Origin of the sequence: Flavobacterium sp. UBA6135 (assembly GCF_002428305.1) — a bacterium.
Taxonomy (GTDB): Bacteria; Bacteroidota; Bacteroidia; order Flavobacteriales; family Flavobacteriaceae; genus Flavobacterium.
On the sequence record NZ_DIVJ01000040.1, the window covers coordinates 43714 to 61483 of the forward strand.

Sequence of the window (17770 nt, forward strand, 5' to 3'; positions counted from 1 at the left end):
GATTGTTTTTATTAAGTAAGTTTATCTGCCTTTAAAGGATTGATTAGAATGCAAAGATATTAAATTTTGAAGAAAACATGCCAGACTTGAATGCTTATTGTGTTGGTATATAGCAAAATAGATAGTTAAAATCATCTAACCTCCTACCATCTCCATCAATTCCAACGCCTTTTTAACCGATTTCACATTTTCAAAAGTCAATAACAAACGCAAACCGTTTTTGGTTTCTTTCTCTTTCATTTTGCAGAGATTTCCGTTTTGTTGTACAAATTGCAATACTTTGTGAAATCGAGACGATTGGTAAAAATCACTTTGTTGATCGCCGACAAAATAACCAATCATTTTACTTTGTTTCAACACGAGTTTCTCAATTCCAATTTGAGTGGCTTTCCATTTTATTCGGATGCTGTTCAATAAAGCAACGGCTTCTTTTGGTAAAGGGCCAAATCTGTCAATGAGTCTTTGTTCATAGGCCAAAAGTGACTCTTCGGTTTTTAAGTTGCTTAGTTCATTATATAAAATCAACCGTTCAGAAATGGTATTGATGTAATTATCCGGAAACAACATTTCAAAATCAGAGTCAATTTGGATGTCTTTTACATATTCTTTGGCATCACTATCCTCATCCGTTTGATATAATTCCTTGAATTCATTTTCTTTCAATTCTTCAATGGCTTCATTCATGATTTTTTGATAAGTATCAAAACCAATTTCATTGATAAAACCGCTTTGTTCGCCACCAAGCAAATCTCCGGCTCCTCTGATTTCAAGATCTTTCATGGCAATATTGAAACCACTTCCCAATTCACTGAATTGTTCTAGGGCTTGAATGCGTTTTCTCGCATCGTCAGTCATGGCAGAATAAGGCGGCGTGATAAAATAACAGAATGCTTTTTTGTTACTCCTACCCACACGCCCTCGCATTTGATGCAAATCAGACAATCCGAAATTGTTGGCATTATTGATGAAAATGGTATTGGCATTTGGCACGTCCAAACCACTTTCAATAATTGTTGTGGCCACTAAAACATCAAATTCACCATTCATAAAAGCCAACATCAATTCTTCTAATTTTTTGCCGTCCATCTGACCATGACCAATGCCAACTCTTGCATCAGGGACAAGTCGCTGAATCATTCCGGCAATTTCTTTGATGTTTTCAATTCGGTTATTGATAAAGAAAACCTGACCGTTTCTTTGAATTTCATAGGAAATGGCATCCCGAATTACTTCTTCACTAAAACCAATAACTTGACTTTCTATCGGATATCGATTGGGAGGAGGCGTAGTAATAACCGATAAATCACGAGCTGCCATTAATGAAAATTGTAACGTTCGCGGGATGGGTGTTGCGGTTAACGTTAAGGTATCAACAGTTTCAGAGATGGTTTTCAGTTTGTCTTTTACATTAACTCCAAATTTTTGTTCTTCGTCAATAATCAATAAACCCAAATTTTTAAACTTCACATCTTTACTCACCAATTGATGCGTTCCAATGATGATATCTACTTTTCCGTCTGCTAAACCTTTCAGGGTTTCTGACTTTTGTTTTGCGGTTCGGAATCGGTTGAGATAATTGATGGTAACCGGCATGTCTTTCAAACGTTCCGTAAACGTTCTGTGGTGTTGGTAAGCCAGAATGGTAGTTGGCACCAAAATAGCCACTTGTTTTCCATTATCCACCGCTTTAAATGCCGCTCTGATTGCAACTTCTGTTTTGCCAAAACCAACATCACCACACACCAAACGATCCATGGGTCTATCGCTTTCCATATCGTTTTTCACATCTTGGGTGGCAGTTATTTGATCGGGGGTGTCTTCATAAATAAAAGAACTTTCCAATTCTTTTTGCAAATAACTGTCCGGAGCATATTGAAATCCTTTTTCCAATCTGCGTTTGGCATAGAGTTGAATCAAATTGAAAGCAATGTGTTTTACACGAGCTTTTGTCTTTTGTTTTAAAACTTTCCAAGCGTTGGAACCCAGTTTGTATATTTTTGGGGGTGTTCCGTCTTTTCCGTTGTATTTCGAAATTTTATGCAGTGAGTGAATGCTTACATACACAATATCATTATCGGCATAAACCAATTTAATGGCTTCTTGCGTTTTGCCTTCCACTTGAATTTTTTGTAAACCACCAAACTTTCCAATTCCGTGGTCAATATGTGTTACATAATCACCAACAGAAAGTGTGGTTAGTTCTTTTAGTGTAATGGTTTGCTTTTTGGAATACCCGTTTTTAATGCTGAATTTGTGGTAACGCTCAAAAATTTGATGGTCTGTATAAATTGCAATTAGTGCTTCTTCATCAATAAATCCTTGGTATAACGGAAAGACAATGGTTTTGTATTGCTTTCTTACATCTTCATGATTTTCTTCATCTAAACTTTCAAAGATGTCGTGAAAACGATTGGCTTGGCCTTCATTGGAACAAAACAAATAATTTTTAAAACCATTAAAATGATTTTCATTCAAATTATTCAATAACAAATCAAATTGCTTGTTGAACGAAGGTTGCGGTTGCATGTGAAATTCAATTTCTTTAGTGGGATTAAAAAAAGAAGAATTTCCAATTTCCACAATAGAAAAGTCATTTGCTTTTTTGCTGAAGAAATGTTGGTTTATGAATAATTCATCGGGTTTGGCATGGTTGACATCTTTGGATAATTTTTGAAATGCTTCGGTAGCTTTGTCAAAAAGTTTGTCCAATTGTGACAAAATATTTTCAGTGTTCTGAATAAAGAGCACCGTTTTAGGGTGGATGTAATCTAAAAAACTTTCTCTGTTTTCTTGTAAAAATTTGTTTTCTACATTGGGAATAATGGCAATTTTATTTTGCTTTTCTAAGGAAAGTTGGGTTTCCACATCAAAGGTTCGAATGCTGTCCACTTCATTTCCAAAAAACTCCAAGCGATAGGGATTGTCATTAGAAAAAGAAAAAACATCAACAATACCACCACGAACTGAAAATTCGCCGGGTTCTGATACAAAATCAACCCGTTTGAAATGGTATTCAAACAACACTTCGTTTATAAAATCGATTGTGGTTTTATCGCCAACACTAACTTTTAACGTGTTTTTATCCAGTTCTTTTCGGGTAACTACTTTTTCAAAAATAGCTTCGGGGTAACTTACGATAATGGACGGTTTTTTTCTTGAATTGATTCTGTTTAAAACTTCGGCACGCAACAACACATTGGCATTGTCGGTTTCTTCAATTTGATAGGGTCGTCTGTACGAACTTGGATAGAATAAAACATCTTGATCATTGACCAAATGTTCTAAATCATTCAGATAGTAAGCCGCTTCTTCTTTATCTTGAAACAGCAATAAAAAAGGCAGTTGCTGTTTTTCAAATACGGACTGAAGTACTAACGAAAATGAAGAACCCACCAAGCCTTTGATTTGTAGTTTGGCTTGTGGCTGTTCTAATGCGGTAGCTATCCAATTTACTTTGGATGATTTGGTATATAGCGAAAGAATATCCGATTTATTCAATGATTTCTATGTTTTTAGGAACATTTTTAACGGCTCTTGAAGTGTCTAACATGCGAAGTAAATCGGCTTCACCTTGTTCTATTGGGACTTCACTTCTTCTGACAAGTTCTTCTAATTGTAACTCTATAGAAGCCAATTGTTTGTTGATTTCATTGATAAAATAAATGACTTTTTCATCGGGAATGTCATCCAGAGTCAAATATAATTCCAACGATCGAAATTGTGTAGACAACACTAAAAACCTACTTTTAAATTCCGGAATAAAAAGTGCAGCCGGTATGGTTTCAACCAATTCTTCCGCTTTTTTTGATAAGTCTTTTGATTTGTTTTGAAAGGCACCAATAGAACTTGTTGGTTTTTGATTTAGTTCCGTAAAAAACAAACGCCATTCCGACCAATCTCCAATTAATGCTTGAGCTTTAGGTTGCAATTCGATTGTTCTAAAACGCCATGAATTATTGATTTTATTGAAGATAACTTCTTTCTTTTGTCTTTCTTTTTCTTGTGCAATCAATCGCTTTTCGTTGTCATCTTTACAAGAAACGAATAGGGTAATTAGAAGCAGAAACAATGCTAATCTTTTAATCATTTGAAATGAATTAGTTTTCAAAAATACAAAGGTAAACAGAAACTTTACGCAATGTTGTGAAGACTTCCATAAATTATTATAAATAGATGGGATAAATCAGCAGCAAAATATCACAAACTCTTTGAGAGAAATTAATTTTTCCACTTACGAAAACGTTATATTTGTAGTCAAATTTTACCACTATTATGAATACAAAAATCCTTATTATTGGAGCTTGCGGTCAAATAGGCACAGAGCTCACACTGCAACTACGAAAACTTTATGGTGTTGAAAATGTTATTGCATCTGACATTCGCAAGTTGAATAATGACGTAGTGAATGATGGGATTTTTGAAGTATTAAATGCCTTAGATTTTAATCAGATTGAACATATTATTGAAAAATATCAAATAGAAGAAGTGTATTTAATGGCTGCTTTATTGTCGGCTACCGCAGAAAAAAACCCTGCTTTTGCATGGGATTTGAATATGAATTCACTTTTTCACGTGCTGAATATTGCTAAAGCCGGAAAGATTAAAAAGATATTTTGGCCTTCGAGCATTGCGGTTTTTGGTCCCACAACACCACGAGAAAACACACCGCAGTTTACAGTCATGGAACCCACTACGGTGTACGGAATTTCTAAACAAGCCGGTGAGCGTTGGTGTGAGTATTACCACAACATTTTTGGTGTAGATGTTCGAAGCGTTCGTTATCCTGGATTAATCAGTTGGTCAACTCCTCCAGGTGGTGGCACAACAGATTATGCGGTTGATATTTATCACAAAGCTTTAAGTGACGGTAGTTTTGAATGTTTTCTTTCTGAAGAAACCAAACTGCCAATGATGTATATGGAAGATGCGATTAGAGCTACTATTGAAATTATGCAAGCACCAAAAGAGCAAATAAAAATACGGTCTTCTTATAATTTGGCCGGAATTAGCTTTACACCTAAAGAAATTGCGGCTGAAATCAAGAAACACATTCCTGATTTTACCATTTCGTATGCTCCTGATTTCCGTCAAAAGATTGCTGACAGTTGGCCGGCATCAATTGATGATAGTACAGCCAGAACGGATTGGAATTGGAAGCACAACTATGACATGGAAACCATGACGGTTGAAATGCTAGAGAATCTAAAGCACCAAATCGGGTAGTGGCTTTTATCGTTTAATTACTTTTACTACTTTTTGCAATTGGTTTTGCTCTAAACGGATGATGTACATCCCACTAGGCAAAGCTGATAAATCAATTTGATTGGTTGTTTGTCCGGATTTTACTTGTTGTCCAACAGTTGAATTTACTTCATACTTAATGTCCATTCCGGTTGAATTGCTAACATACACTTGGTCAGCAGTTATTGTTGGATAAGCCGTTACGGTGTCCCAAGTAGATTGTGTGATATTTAAAAGATTCCAATTATCTTGTGCCGGTGGTCCCGACCAGATCAACGTGGCAATGTAGGGATTGTCAATAAACGGATTTCTATTTCCTTGCCATTGTTCTAAAATGTTGTTACGGTTCATTTCATATACAGAAACCGGGTCTTCGGCATTCCATTGCAAAAAGATATCCGGCATGTCGCCCAAAGGACTTAATGCTGTGGAACCTGCACCTACATTTGTTGGTAAGCATTGGCTTTGGTATCGCAAATACATGTACATCATCATTCGAGCGACATCGCCTTTCCATTCGTCGCCAGGATAAAAATCAGGGCCTACTATTCCTGCATTTCCGGAGCCTTGAGCGAATTTTCTATTACTTCTTGCTGAGTTCATTTGTGAATCACAGGCTCTCAAACTATGCACATCGGAACCTGCAAATTCATAACCAAGATTTGGTTGACCCAATGAGCGTGGAAAAACATGTTCCCTGTTCCACAAACCAATACAACTTGTGGTGGTACAATTGTCATTAACAGAACGGGTTCTATCATTAAAAGTAGCTTGGTCGTTGTCATTATAACCATAAACCAATAAAACCTTTGTGTTGTCTGTTGGGACGAGGTCGGTCATTTTTATGGCAATCCATGTTTCAGGAGTGTACACTAAAAAAGTTTGATGGGTGAAAGTAATCAAGTTTGAAAGTTGGTTTTTTATGTTCTCCGGGGTGTCATTGAAATTAACAGAAGCGTAATATTCGGGGACTTGCCCAAAACTTAAGGCAACAAAAAAATAGAAAAACAATAGTATTGTTTTTTTCATGATGTGGTATTTAGTAAATGGGCACACTTTCACTTTCGCGTAAGTGTGGTATTTGTTTTTGGAACTACAAAAGTACAATGCCCTATTTTAAATCAGGCAAAACAGTTGTTAAAATTCAGGCATGTAAACACATAACTATCTTTAAATCAATATAATAAAAAAAACCGCTTTACAAGATAAAGCGGTTTTTCTTATAGAAAAGTAGATTTAGGACTACTCTTGAACGATTGGGGCTCTTAGCGATTCTAAAACGGTAACTACTTCACCAATCAATGTTGGATCGGTTACACCATTTAATCCGGCGGCTGCTCCAACATAGCCGATGAATTTATCGTAGTTGGCATTGGTAGATTTTACTCCCATTCGTGGGTTGGTTGCCGGGTTGTGGGCATCTACCATATTCAAACCACTGTAGGTATTTGTAGCACCTCCACCAGTATTAGCAGAAAAGAAATCGGTTAAATTCTTGCTTAATACGGCAACATTTGTAGTGTTTCCTGAAAGTACTTCACCTACCACCGGGGCAAAATGGGCACCTAAATTTCCGTTAGCTCCACTAACGATATCGGCAACAATTAGGGTGATGGTACTATCAACTACTGAACGGTAGCTCAATCTACCTTGTTCAATCATTGCTGATGGGTTGTTAGGGTCGGCTACTTTGGAGAAACCTCCCAGTTTTTCATACAAACTCAATTCGGCCGGAGTGCTCTTATCGTCATCGCTGTTGCAAGAAACGGATAGCGACCCCAGTCCTAAAAACAAGGCGAATACAGCCATTTTAGAATACTTAGTCATAACATATAAATTTAAAGATTAATTAAAAATTCGTTGAATGCCTCGTGAGAATTTATAGCTGAAACTATTTGTATTCATTGCCGGGCACACTTTTTTTGACGCAATTTCATCAGAGATTACAAAACGTTCTGCGTTGTAGTTGCCTTTGGCTTGCAGTTGGTTAAAGACCCCTTCAGCATCAACAATACGGTTGTCGTGATAAAAAACAACTACACCATTTTCAAGGTTAAAACGGTCGTTTTTAACTCCGGGAATGGATTTTAGATTGCGTCTGATTTCTTTCATCTTCAAAGAATCCAGAGGTTCTTTGAAGTCGATTCTGCTAATTTGATAAGTTGCATTGTCCAGTTCAACCGGTTTAGCCGTTGCAATGTGAACTACTAAAACAATGAAAAGTAAGAGGAATACACCCAAGGTGCATGCTAAAGCAATTTTTAGTGATTTATGTAACTTCATAACCAAGTGTTTTTAGTTTGTTTCACTTAGTTACGAGATAACAATCGGTATGGTTTTAAAAAAGTAGAATTATTTTTGAAGTTGTTGAATAAGTAGGGATTCCAAAGAATCTTTAGCTTTAATTACTACGTTGCTGTTTTCGTTTGGTATGGTCATGGAAAGTACGTAGTGTCTAATTTTCCATTGGTTGTTTTCGTTGGTCAAAATACCGCTACCTCTACAAATTTTCATTTGGGTATTCAGTAATTCGTCAAACCAAGCTGTTTTACCATCGGCAGCAATAAATACATTGCGTTCTAAGGCTTTAAAGCTCCAAGCTTTTCCGCGGTCAAAATAGGGTTTGGAATAGGCCATAAAATCGGTTTTGTTCCAATTTTCGGTGGCGTCAGTTCCGATGAAAATAGCATCTTCGGAGAGTGCGTTAAAATAGTTGTCAAAGTTTGCTTCAGCTGCGGCTTTGTGCCATTGGTCAAGTATCTCATTGACTTCTGCTTTTGCGGTTTCTGTTGGTTTTGGTGTATTACATCCGAAACAAAACAACACTATAAAAAGGTACTTTTTCAAGGGTTATAAGATTAAATGGTTTGTAAAACTGGATTAGTAACTTATCAAAGGTACACACTTTTTTTCTGATTTGTGCTTAGAGTTTTTCATCGTGTTGTGACAAATCCAGTCCGATTAGTTCTGATTCTTCTGAAACCCGAAGTGGAATAATGCTGTTGGTTATTTTGTATAATAAAATGGCTCCAAAGAAAGTGAAAGCGGCCACTAAAACCAAGGCTATCATATGATGTAAAAACACGGACCAACCGCCATACAGTAAACTGGCATTTTCTCCTTGAGCGAAAATGGCTGTTAGAACCATTCCCATAATTCCGCCCACTCCGTGGCAAGCAAAGACGTCAAGGGTATCATCAATAGCTTTTAGCTTTTTCCAGTAGAGCATTTTGTTGGAGGCAATTGCTGCGATGAATCCAAAAAATATACTTTGTGGAATGGTGATGAATCCTGCTGCCGGGGTTATGGCTACGAGTCCAACAACAGCTCCGATGCAGGCACCTAAAGCAGAAACTTTTCTTCCGTGAAGGCGGTCAAAGAAAATCCAAGTCAGCATGGCGGCGGCTGAGGCAACAGTTGTTGTTGCAAAGGCTAAAGCGGCGGTGCTGTTTGCGGCTAAAGCGGAACCGGCATTGAACCCGAACCAACCAAACCACAGCATGCCGGTACCTAGTAACACAAAAGGGATGTTGGTTGGAATGTGCTCGCTATTTTTGCGTTTGCCCAGTACTAATACACCGGCTAGTGCGGCAAATCCGGCACTCATGTGTACGACGGTTCCTCCGGCAAAATCTTTTACGCCAAAGTAGCTTCCCAGTAAACCATTGGGGTGCCAGACCATGTGACAAAGAGGGGTGTAGATTAACAAGGTGAACAAACAAATAAACAGTAGGTAGGAAATGAATCTTACGCGTTCAGCGAAAGAACCCGTAATAATTGCTGGTGTGATTACGGCGAACTTCATTTGAAATAAGGCAAAGAGAATGAAAGGGATAGTGGACGCCATTTGACTATGAGGCAACACGCCTACTTGGTCAAAGAAGGCGAAATCGAGAGGGTTTCCAATGATTCCGTAATGTGTGCCGTTTAGGGTAAAGCCAATTGAGGAGCCAAATGCCAGGCTAAAACCTACTACTACCCAAAGCAATGTAACTACACCAAGGCAAATAAAGCTTTGAAGCATGGTGGAAATAACGTTCTTTTTACCTACCATTCCACCATAGAAAAATGATAATCCGGGGGTCATGAGTAGTACTAAACAGGAGGAGGTTAACAACCAAGCGACATCTGCTGTGACGATTGTATCTGCCGCATTGAAACCTGTTGCTTCTAAGGCTTCGGTAGGTTTCCAGAATAAACCACTGATGGCAACCAAGCTAATTAGGATAAATGAAATTATCCATCGTTTTTCTATTTTCATATTTACCCCTATTTTTTATAGGGTAAAAATAGTAAAATCATTAAATATTTACTTAATACCCCTATGTAAAAATATGTATCTTGATAATTTTTGTCATTAATATAATTAAAGGTTACTTTTATTAAGATATTTAAAAAAGCACTGTCTGAATTTAGGTAACTATTGCTAAAACCTAAGTATGTTCCTTGTGTAGGCTTTATCATCCATTACTATGATATGCTATAAATATGTAGTATAAATGCATTAAATATACTTCAAATACGCTTTAATATCTAGTTTTCCCTATCTTTGCTATTCACTTGAATCGCATATGTTATGGCTAGACAAACCGGAATAATCAAATTAAAAGGAACTATTGATGGGTTAAATTTTTATCAAACGAAGTTTGGTTCATTGGTTCGAAAAGCAGGAGGCGGATATAACAGTAAGGCTATCAAAACGAAACCAAGTATGATTCGTGTTCGAGAGAATGCCAGTGAATTTGGGCGGGTGTCACGAGTTAAGCTTTTGTTTCGGATGGGGTTGGAGCCTTTTTTACGGTCATGTAAAGACCCAACACGACATGGTCGTATGATAAGAGTGTTGCAGGAAATAAAAACGTTAGATGCCGTTTCGGAACGCGGTAAGCGTGATGTTGCTTTGGGTTTGGCTACTCCGATGGGGAAGAAATTGTGGCGGGAGTTTGATTTGACAGAGCGTTCGCCGGAAGATTTATTGCCGGGGACGTATCAGGTTGCTGCCGGGTCTACCGGTTTGACGGTAAGTGATTTGGACTTGAGCCGGTTGGTTTTTCCTAAAGGGGCTACGTTGGTGGAGTTGCGGTATGGGGTTTTAGATGTAGATTTTACTGCTTTGACTTTTCAACTTCATATGGCTGCTCCCTTGTTTTTGGATAAGGATTTTGCAGACAGCTCTGTTACGGTGGCATTGGATGGTAGTATTGTAATGACGGGGACTTTGTTTCCGGTGGTGGGTGTTCGGTTTTATCAGGTTGTTGGTGGTGAAAAGTATTTGTTTAAGGAGGCGATTTGGCAGGGGGTGCGGTTTATGGGGGAGTAGGTTGCGGGTTACGGGTTGGGAGTTGCGGGTTGCGGGTTGCGAGTTGCGGGTTTTTTAGAGTGACGGACAATGAAAAGGGATAGGAGACTATTTATTTTCCGCAATTCTCGATGTAGTCCTTTACAAAACCTTGTATTTCTTTTCGGTTGTATTTTTTGGCTTTGAGGGAGGGAGAGCATCGAATAATCAAGATGTTGTGTACTGCCTTATTTTGTTTACCCTGTTTAATGGCAGGTAGGTCCAGTCTGTCTAGGTAGAAGCAAAATCAGGGCGTGTGAGCTTAACCGGTTTTCAGATTGAAACGGGGATTGCTACGAAGTCATAGCCTACTAAGAGCAACGTAGCACTGGGCAGACTTAATGGAGCCGGGGAGTATCATGGCATTAAGTAGGCTTCGAAGAGCATCGTGTTAGACTTCGAGCGGCAGGAGAATAAGAAACTAAATAAAATCTACAGGAGAAGAAATCACATAAGTATACTCTTCTCCTGTTGATTAATTAATTTTTTAATTTCCTCGATAGGTTGAATATCCAAATGCAGATAGCGTTATAGGAACATGATAATGACTATTGTCAGTTATTTGAAAGACAACTTCTATAAATGGATAGAAACTTTCTGTATTATTTTCTTTAAAATAATCACTGGTGAAATAGGTTAGTTTGTAAATACCGTTATTGTTTTTTTCTTGACTCAAAAAATCTGAGATTCTACCATTTTTATCTGTTATTTTCTCATCAACAAAGGTCCATTTTTTGTTTTTTTCATTCATTTTTTCGAGTTGAATAGTGACCCCCGAAGCCGGCAAACCTTTTGAAACATCTAAAATATGACTGGATAATTGATAGGTTTTTGTTTGAGAAAAGGAAGTCATTGAAATTAAAATAAATAGAAACGTCAGGATTAAATTTTTCATAGTTTATGTTTTTTAAAATAAATTTTCAGTAAATATACATCAAAGATTAAGAACAGGCAAAACGGTTGTAAATAAAGGCTTTACAGCCGTTTTGTGTTTTTTTGGTAATGCGGTAAAAAGCAGAAAAAAGCAACGATTGGCAAAAGTAAGGTTACTAAAACGTTACTTTTAAACATTTGAAACGAAGTTTTTAAACTGTTATTTTTCAGTCCTTTGCATTGTATTTCATATTGTTTCGTGGCTCACATAAGTTTAATTTTATCATTAAGAATTGTGAGTATGGAAACGACAAAAAAATCAACGTTTAAGGTACTGTTCTACCTTAAAAAGAACGCCCCAAAGAAAAACGGAAAGGTTGCAGTTATGTGCAGGATTACCGTAAATGGCAAACAGTCTGCATTTAGTACCAAGTTGGATATTACCGCATCGAATTGGGATTTGAAGTATGGCAGGGTTTTAGGAAAAAGCAGGGAAGCCCAAGACGTAAACGGTAAACTTGACAAAATCCGTTTGGGTATCGAGGAATGTTATTCCAAAATCCTGAAAAACGAGGGAGCTGTAAACAGTGTGAAACTTAAAAATGCCTTTCTCGGTATGGAAAGCGGAGAGCTTACTTTTTTCAAATTCTATGAACAGTTCCTTTTAGACTATGAGAAAAAAGTCGATAGCGGACTTCGGGTAAACGGAACTCGCACCAAATACAAAACACTTTTAAAGCATCTTCGGAATTTTGCACTTACAAAATACGGTTATTCCGATATATCATTTAACGACCTTACTTCTGATTTTGTACAGGACTTTGATTACTACCTGCGTGACGACCAGAGTTTAGAGCATAACACCATTTGGCTGTATATGATTGGTTTTACTACCCTCTGTCGGTTGGCAATGAGCAGAAAGCACCTTGCTTTCAATCCGTTCAGCGAGTACAAGAATACCAAAAAGGACAAAGACCGTGGCTATCTGTTACGGAACGAGTTAGAACAGCTTGTAACATTCAATTGTGATACCAAAAAAGATGAATTGGTAAAAGACCTGTTTGTTTTCAGTTGCTTTACAGGGCTTTCCTATTCGGATATGAAAGGACTTAAAAACAGTAATATCCAAGAGTTCTTTGACGGCAATCAATGGATTATTATACGGAGAAAGAAAACATCTACATCGTCCAATGTGATGCTGTTGGATATTCCAAAAATGATTATCGAGAAATATGCAGGACTGTCAAAGGACGGCAAGGTTTTTCTTGTACCCTCAAACACCGTCTGCAATGATAGTTTGAAACGAATATCCCAACTGATTGAATGCCTTAAAGAAAAGAAAGTAACTTTTCATTTGGCACGTCATACGTTTGCCACCCTATTTTTGAGCGAGGGTGTTCCGTTGGAAAGTTTGAGCAAGATGTTAGGACATAAAAACATTGCCACAACACAGATTTATGCCAAGATACTTAACGAGAAAGTCGGAAAGGATATGCAAAAGGTGTCACATAAATTTAAGGGTATGGAACGCTCTTTTGTTTCGCAACTCTGAAACCTACTAAAGCAATTAAAGAAAGTCAATGTTGTAAGCATTGGCTTTTTTGTATTTTAGCTGTTGGATAAAACAAATGTTTTAAACCATTAAGGATGATGGATAAACTTCGTCAACCTATCATGTAATCTTAGTAAACCTCAAATGGAAAAACAATCTTTAAATAATAATGTTTCGGAAGCTGATTTAACCCAAGTATTTGCATCGTTGGAAGAATTAAATAAAAAGCTAAATCAGACTGCTATTGATATTTTCACAAATGAAACACAACGAAAATTACTTTCCAAACCAAGTCATTTCACATTTTCAATTGTACATCGAGCAATTGAATTAAATAGAGGTTTTAAAACACTCTCAGACTCAAATAATTGGATAACTGCAATAAATTTATTAAGACTTCAAGCCGATAATTGCATGAGATTATTTGCTTTAAGTTTAGTTCAGGATAGATTAGACTTTTATGAACGAATTCAAAATGGAGAACATATCAGAAATATAAAAGATGCTGAAGGCAACAAAATGACAGATTTATATTTATTTCAGAAATTAGACAATCTTTATCCTGGATTTAGATTGTTGTATGAGAATACAAGTGGTTTTATCCACTTCTCAAATGAGCATATAAAATTTAATACTGATAGAATTGATGATGGTAACGAATTTATGATGCGTATAAGATTAGCCGAAACAACAGAATTTTCGATTAGTAAAAAAGTAGATTATGCTTTCAATATGTTCATTGTAAGTGAAGAGTTATTCAAACTTTTAAACGGATATAAATTAAGTATGATAGAATTGATGAAACAATTTGATTAAAAAAGACCACATATCGGTGCTTGTTGATTAACAGGCACGCAGTGTAAATGCAATAACGGCTGAACTTTTTGCAGAAAATTCAACTCGTTTTGCTATCTTAATTTTACCAACAAAAAATACTTGCACATTTTTCTGTTACTGACGTTTATACAAACACGATAATCGTGATAAAAAAGTACAAGCATTTTACAAAATCGTTCATACAACAACACAGCCCACCGCTTTAAGCAATGGGCTGTTTCTTTAACTGACCTGATACGGCTACAATTTTAAAACATTCTTTAATCGGCTAACGCTGATAGTTGTCTTCCAACACTTTCACAATATCGCTTTCACGGAAAAGTATTTTCCGTTCGAGTTTGATAAAGGGTATCAGTCCGTCATCTCTGTACTGTTGTAAAGTCCGTTTACTGATATGTAGCATTTCGCAAACCTGTTCGCCTGACAGGTAGATTTCCCCTTTTAACAATGGGTGGAAATATTCCCTGATATACAGCAGTTCGTTTTTGTTGCCTACCACAGCTTCGAGCAGGGCAAGCATATCCTCGTTTGAATTTCCAATCTGTTTCATTTCTTTTGCTTTTTTAATGGTCGCTCTCCCTGCATAAGTAACTCCACTTCGGACAATCTGAAATAAGTCTTCCGATTGATTTGTGTTGCCCCAAGAATGCCCTTTGCTCTGTACGTCTGCAATGTTCTTTTGCTGATATTGAGCAGTTGGCAGGCTTCCTGTTGGTCGAGCCATTTCGTTGCCTGTTGCAATGCTCTGTAAGGTGCAGTTATCTCCGAAATCAAATTGGAAACTTCCTTTACTTCCTTGTGCAATGCCTTTAAAATCTGAATGTCTAAAACTGTTATTTCCATATTTAATCAATTTAGACTTCAAAAATATAAGGTACTTATACAGGGTTTTCCAATGTTGCAGTCAGAGGTAGCATTTGGCGTTCAGATGTAAATACTATAAAAGAAACATTTAAAAATGTACCAAAAAAAAGAACAAAAAGGTCGCAAAGGTAAAGCGGACAGCCACCGCACCACCCAACCAAAAGACTACGGCATAATGGCAGGGCAAATGTTGGCTTCGCCGAGTTTGTTGTGCTGCCCTGCCACCCTTCGGGACTTATTCCGTTTCCTTTTGGGTTTTCCGCTTGTCCGCCTTGATTGAATGGCTTTCTTTTTTTTCTGTTTTTTCTTTTGGAAACAATTTTAAAAGGGAGAAACGTGTTTACTTCGAGTGTTTGTACCTACCTACCTACTCCCATACATAGGTACACTTTTAAATAAAAGCGTAAAAGCATATTTACATACAAGCGTACATACAGATTTATGCACTTATTTATGTATGTAAATACTTGCTCATATATACAGTTTTGCATCAATACTTTCATTTTTCCCATCCATCTTTTTCTCTTTTTGGATATTATCAGCCTTTCATTTCAGTATGGTAGCATTTGGCGTTCAGAGGTAGTGTTTGTCCGAGTGCCGAACGTCCATAGTTCCTTTACTTTGTAAAGGAACAGCAGAGGGAGTTTAACACATCAAAATCAGCGTATTTACGGACAAAAATGAAAAACAGCTTCGTACTGTTTTTCGCTAACTCCAATCCGTTTGCAAAACGGATTTTTCTGAACCCCTGTTCAGAGCAAGTTATCTTTTGAGGTACTCGAAATAAATTTCTGTACCTCAAAAGCACTTGTCCTTGCAGGAAGCTGAAAACCGCTCCGAAGTCGCAGTTTTGTTTAACATTAGAAATGGATTTATTATGGAAGAAAAGAACAGTAAACAGTTTAGGAAAACAGGGAGAAAACCGAAGAATGACCCTGCCGTACATCGGTATTCCATTAACCTGAATGCAGAGGAAAACGCCAAGTTCCTTGCCCTCTTTGACCAATCGGGGATAAGTGTAAAGGCACATTTCATTACAGCCTGTATCTTTCAGAAGACGGTAAAGACTGTAAAAATTGATATGAATGCAGTAGAATATCACGCAGGATTGACCAAATTTTTCGGTCAGTTTCGGGGAATAGCAACCAATTATAATCAGATTGTAAGGTTATTGAACGCCAATTTTTCAGAGAAAAAAGCATCTGCATATCTCTATAAATTAGAAAAACAGACAGCAGAAATGAAAGAACTATTGCTAAAGGTTTTAATTCTTACCGATGAATTTGAAAATAAATACCTGAATAAAGAGTGAAATTATGATTGCAAAAATCGGAAAAGGGAGCAATATGTACGGAGCGATTTTGTACAATCAACAGAAAGTGGGAACGGAAAACGGAGCGGTTTTATTACTGAACAAGATACCCGATACAATGAACGGCAGGTATTCCGTAGCGTATTTCAATAAGTGCTTTGAGCCGTACCTGTCGGCAAACATCAAAACGGAAAAAACGGTACGGCATATTTCGCTGAACCCAACCCCGAAAGACAAGGTAAGCGATGAACAGTTTACCGAAATGGCACAGGAGTATATGGAGCGTATGGGTTACGGTAATCAGCCTTATATTGTTTTCAAACATACAGACATTGACCGAACACATATCCATATCGTTTCGACCTGTGTGGGCATTGACGGCAAGAAAATCCCCGATGATTACGACCACCCACGTTCAATGGCAATCTGTCGGGATTTGGAACAGAAATACAACCTGCACAAAGCAACCGAGCAGGAGCAGAAACAACCTGATAGGATTTTCAAAAAGGTAGAACAGCAGAAAGGCGATATAAAGAGCCAAATGGCTTCGGTAGTACGGCATCTGCCGAAATATTATCAGTACACAAGTCTTGGAGCATACAACGCCTTGCTTTCGTTTTTTAATATTACGGCAGAGGAAATAAAGGGAGAACGGAACGGCAAGCCTGTACACGGATTAGTGTATGTAGCATTGGACGAGAAAGGAAACAAGGCAAGCAACCCGTTCAAAGCATCGCTATTCGGAAAAGATGCAGGGATTGCCCAACTGCAAAAACACTTTGAGCAGTCAAAGGAGAAAATGAAAACCAACCCTGCAAGGTCTGTCCTAAAGAATACCGTTGAATTGGCTATGCACACCACAAACAACGAAAAGGAATTTAGAAAGCAACTTGCCGAGCAGAACATTCATACCGTTGTCAGGCGTAACCACAGCGGACGGATTTACGGCATAACTTTTATTGATAACGGTAGCCGTACCGTTTGGAACGGTTCGCAGTTAGATAGAAGCCTGTCAGCAAATGTATTTAACGATTGGTGGAACAATGGCAACAAGCCCGAATTAAAGGTACAGGACAGCCCTGTTATGAATACAATGGACGACTTACCAACGAAAGACCTATTTGAGTTTATCACACAGGAGCATTCGACTAATTTCGATTGGGGATTGTTCAGCCTGTTACCTGATGCACAGGGCGTGGATTACGAGGAAGAACAGTTTGCCAAACGAATGAAGAAGAAAAAGAGACGATTGCAATAAACAATGCAATGCCATTGCATTACTTTTTTACTAACTTTGCAAAAGAATATGAAAGTCTTTTTTTCCATATTGGCAATTTATATGATGGCGGTATTTTTAATGCCGTGTACCGATATGTATGAAAAGGAGAGTTTTCAAAACCATAACCATTCAGAAGAATTAGCCCATAAAGCAAGCCACGACCATCAGGAAAAACCTGATATGTGCAGCCCGTTTTGTTTATGCGGTTGTTGTGGAATGGTGTCGGGCATAGTGCTTCAATGGAATGTATATAACTTAGTTAAGGCGAAGACTTTTGAACTGTCTAAGCCTGAAATATATTACAAATCTATCTTTATCCCCTGCTACTTCGGGAAAATTTGGCAACCGCCAAAGGTTAATGCTTAATTTTTAATGTTTTAGTGATTACAGCTTAACGCAAACAGCGTTAGCTCGGTTTTTAGGCTATTTATATTGCCTAAAAACACAATCATTATGATTTTATCATTATTAATT

The 17770-nt window shown here is 37.5% G+C and carries 16 protein-coding genes; 7 read left to right on the forward strand and 9 right to left on the reverse strand.

Going from position 1 to position 17770, the window contains the following annotated elements:
- Positions 1 to 135: 135 nt before the first annotated feature.
- Positions 136 to 3444 carry a transcription-repair coupling factor gene (gene mfd / locus B3L86_RS10520; RefSeq protein ID WP_291118764.1) on the reverse strand — a complete coding sequence of 1103 codons (3309 nt, stop codon included), beginning with the start codon at positions 3442 to 3444 and terminating at the stop codon, positions 136 to 138.
- A gap of 46 nt (positions 3445 to 3490) precedes the next feature.
- Positions 3491 to 4087: a hypothetical protein gene (locus B3L86_RS10525; protein WP_291118716.1), complete on the reverse strand. Its 597-nt coding sequence runs from the start codon at positions 4085 to 4087 to the stop codon at positions 3491 to 3493.
- A gap of 185 nt (positions 4088 to 4272) precedes the next feature.
- Between B3L86_RS10525 and B3L86_RS10530 the strand changes: the two genes are divergently transcribed.
- Entirely contained in the window at positions 4273 to 5223 is a 951-nt protein-coding gene (locus B3L86_RS10530) for an L-threonine 3-dehydrogenase (protein ID WP_291118718.1), read from the forward strand.
- Between the two features lie 6 nt (positions 5224 to 5229).
- Here B3L86_RS10530 and B3L86_RS10535 read toward each other — a convergent pair whose 3' ends face one another.
- The 5 genes from B3L86_RS10535 to B3L86_RS10555 form a co-directional block, all read right to left on the reverse strand.
- Entirely contained in the window at positions 5230 to 6270 is a 1041-nt protein-coding gene (locus B3L86_RS10535) for an endonuclease (protein WP_291118721.1), read from the reverse strand.
- Positions 6271 to 6483: 213 nt separating this feature from the next.
- Positions 6484 to 7068: a hypothetical protein gene (locus B3L86_RS10540; protein WP_291118724.1), complete on the reverse strand. Its 585-nt coding sequence runs from the start codon at positions 7066 to 7068 to the stop codon at positions 6484 to 6486.
- A gap of 18 nt (positions 7069 to 7086) precedes the next feature.
- On the reverse strand, positions 7087 to 7524 hold the full coding sequence (locus B3L86_RS10545; RefSeq protein ID WP_291118727.1) for a hypothetical protein: 438 nt from the start codon (positions 7522 to 7524) through the stop codon (positions 7087 to 7089).
- A gap of 69 nt (positions 7525 to 7593) precedes the next feature.
- Complete coding sequence (locus B3L86_RS10550; protein ID WP_291118729.1) at positions 7594 to 8088, reverse strand: nuclear transport factor 2 family protein; 495 nt, start codon at positions 8086 to 8088, stop codon at positions 7594 to 7596.
- A gap of 76 nt (positions 8089 to 8164) precedes the next feature.
- Complete coding sequence (locus B3L86_RS10555) at positions 8165 to 9502, reverse strand: ammonium transporter (RefSeq protein ID WP_291118732.1); 1338 nt, start codon at positions 9500 to 9502, stop codon at positions 8165 to 8167.
- Positions 9503 to 9817: 315 nt separating this feature from the next.
- Between B3L86_RS10555 and B3L86_RS10560 the strand changes: the two genes are divergently transcribed.
- On the forward strand, positions 9818 to 10561 hold the full coding sequence (locus tag B3L86_RS10560; RefSeq protein ID WP_291118735.1) for a hypothetical protein: 744 nt from the start codon (positions 9818 to 9820) through the stop codon (positions 10559 to 10561).
- 505 nt (positions 10562 to 11066) lie between these two features.
- Here the strand turns inward: B3L86_RS10560 and uraH are convergent.
- A complete protein-coding gene (uraH, locus tag B3L86_RS10565) occupies positions 11067 to 11474 on the reverse strand; it encodes a hydroxyisourate hydrolase (protein WP_188360980.1) in 408 nt (135 codons plus the stop codon).
- Positions 11475 to 11753: 279 nt separating this feature from the next.
- Between uraH and B3L86_RS10570 the strand changes: the two genes are divergently transcribed.
- On the forward strand, positions 11754 to 13004 hold the full coding sequence (locus tag B3L86_RS10570) for a site-specific integrase (protein WP_125019699.1): 1251 nt from the start codon (positions 11754 to 11756) through the stop codon (positions 13002 to 13004).
- A 144-nt stretch (positions 13005 to 13148) separates the two neighbouring features.
- Positions 13149 to 13820: a hypothetical protein gene (locus tag B3L86_RS10575; protein ID WP_291118742.1), complete on the forward strand. Its 672-nt coding sequence runs from the start codon at positions 13149 to 13151 to the stop codon at positions 13818 to 13820.
- 289 nt (positions 13821 to 14109) lie between these two features.
- Here the strand turns inward: B3L86_RS10575 and B3L86_RS10580 are convergent, their stop codons facing one another.
- Complete coding sequence (locus B3L86_RS10580) at positions 14110 to 14391, reverse strand: helix-turn-helix domain-containing protein (protein ID WP_125019697.1); 282 nt, start codon at positions 14389 to 14391, stop codon at positions 14110 to 14112.
- 1191 nt (positions 14392 to 15582) lie between these two features.
- On the opposite strand from B3L86_RS10580, the gene mobA reads away from it, so the two are divergent.
- The 3 genes from mobA to B3L86_RS13685 are packed head-to-tail and all read left to right on the forward strand — an operon-like array spanning position 15583 to position 17662.
- On the forward strand, positions 15583 to 16017 hold the full coding sequence (gene mobA / locus B3L86_RS10590; protein ID WP_125019704.1) for a conjugal transfer protein MobA: 435 nt from the start codon (positions 15583 to 15585) through the stop codon (positions 16015 to 16017).
- A 4-nt stretch (positions 16018 to 16021) separates the two neighbouring features.
- Positions 16022 to 17275 carry a conjugal transfer protein MobB gene (gene mobB, locus B3L86_RS10595; protein WP_125019695.1) on the forward strand — a complete coding sequence of 418 codons (1254 nt, stop codon included), beginning with the start codon at positions 16022 to 16024 and terminating at the stop codon, positions 17273 to 17275.
- A 48-nt stretch (positions 17276 to 17323) separates the two neighbouring features.
- Complete coding sequence (locus B3L86_RS13685; protein ID WP_414655133.1) at positions 17324 to 17662, forward strand: DUF6660 family protein; 339 nt, start codon at positions 17324 to 17326, stop codon at positions 17660 to 17662.
- The last annotated feature ends 108 nt before the right edge of the window (positions 17663 to 17770 follow it).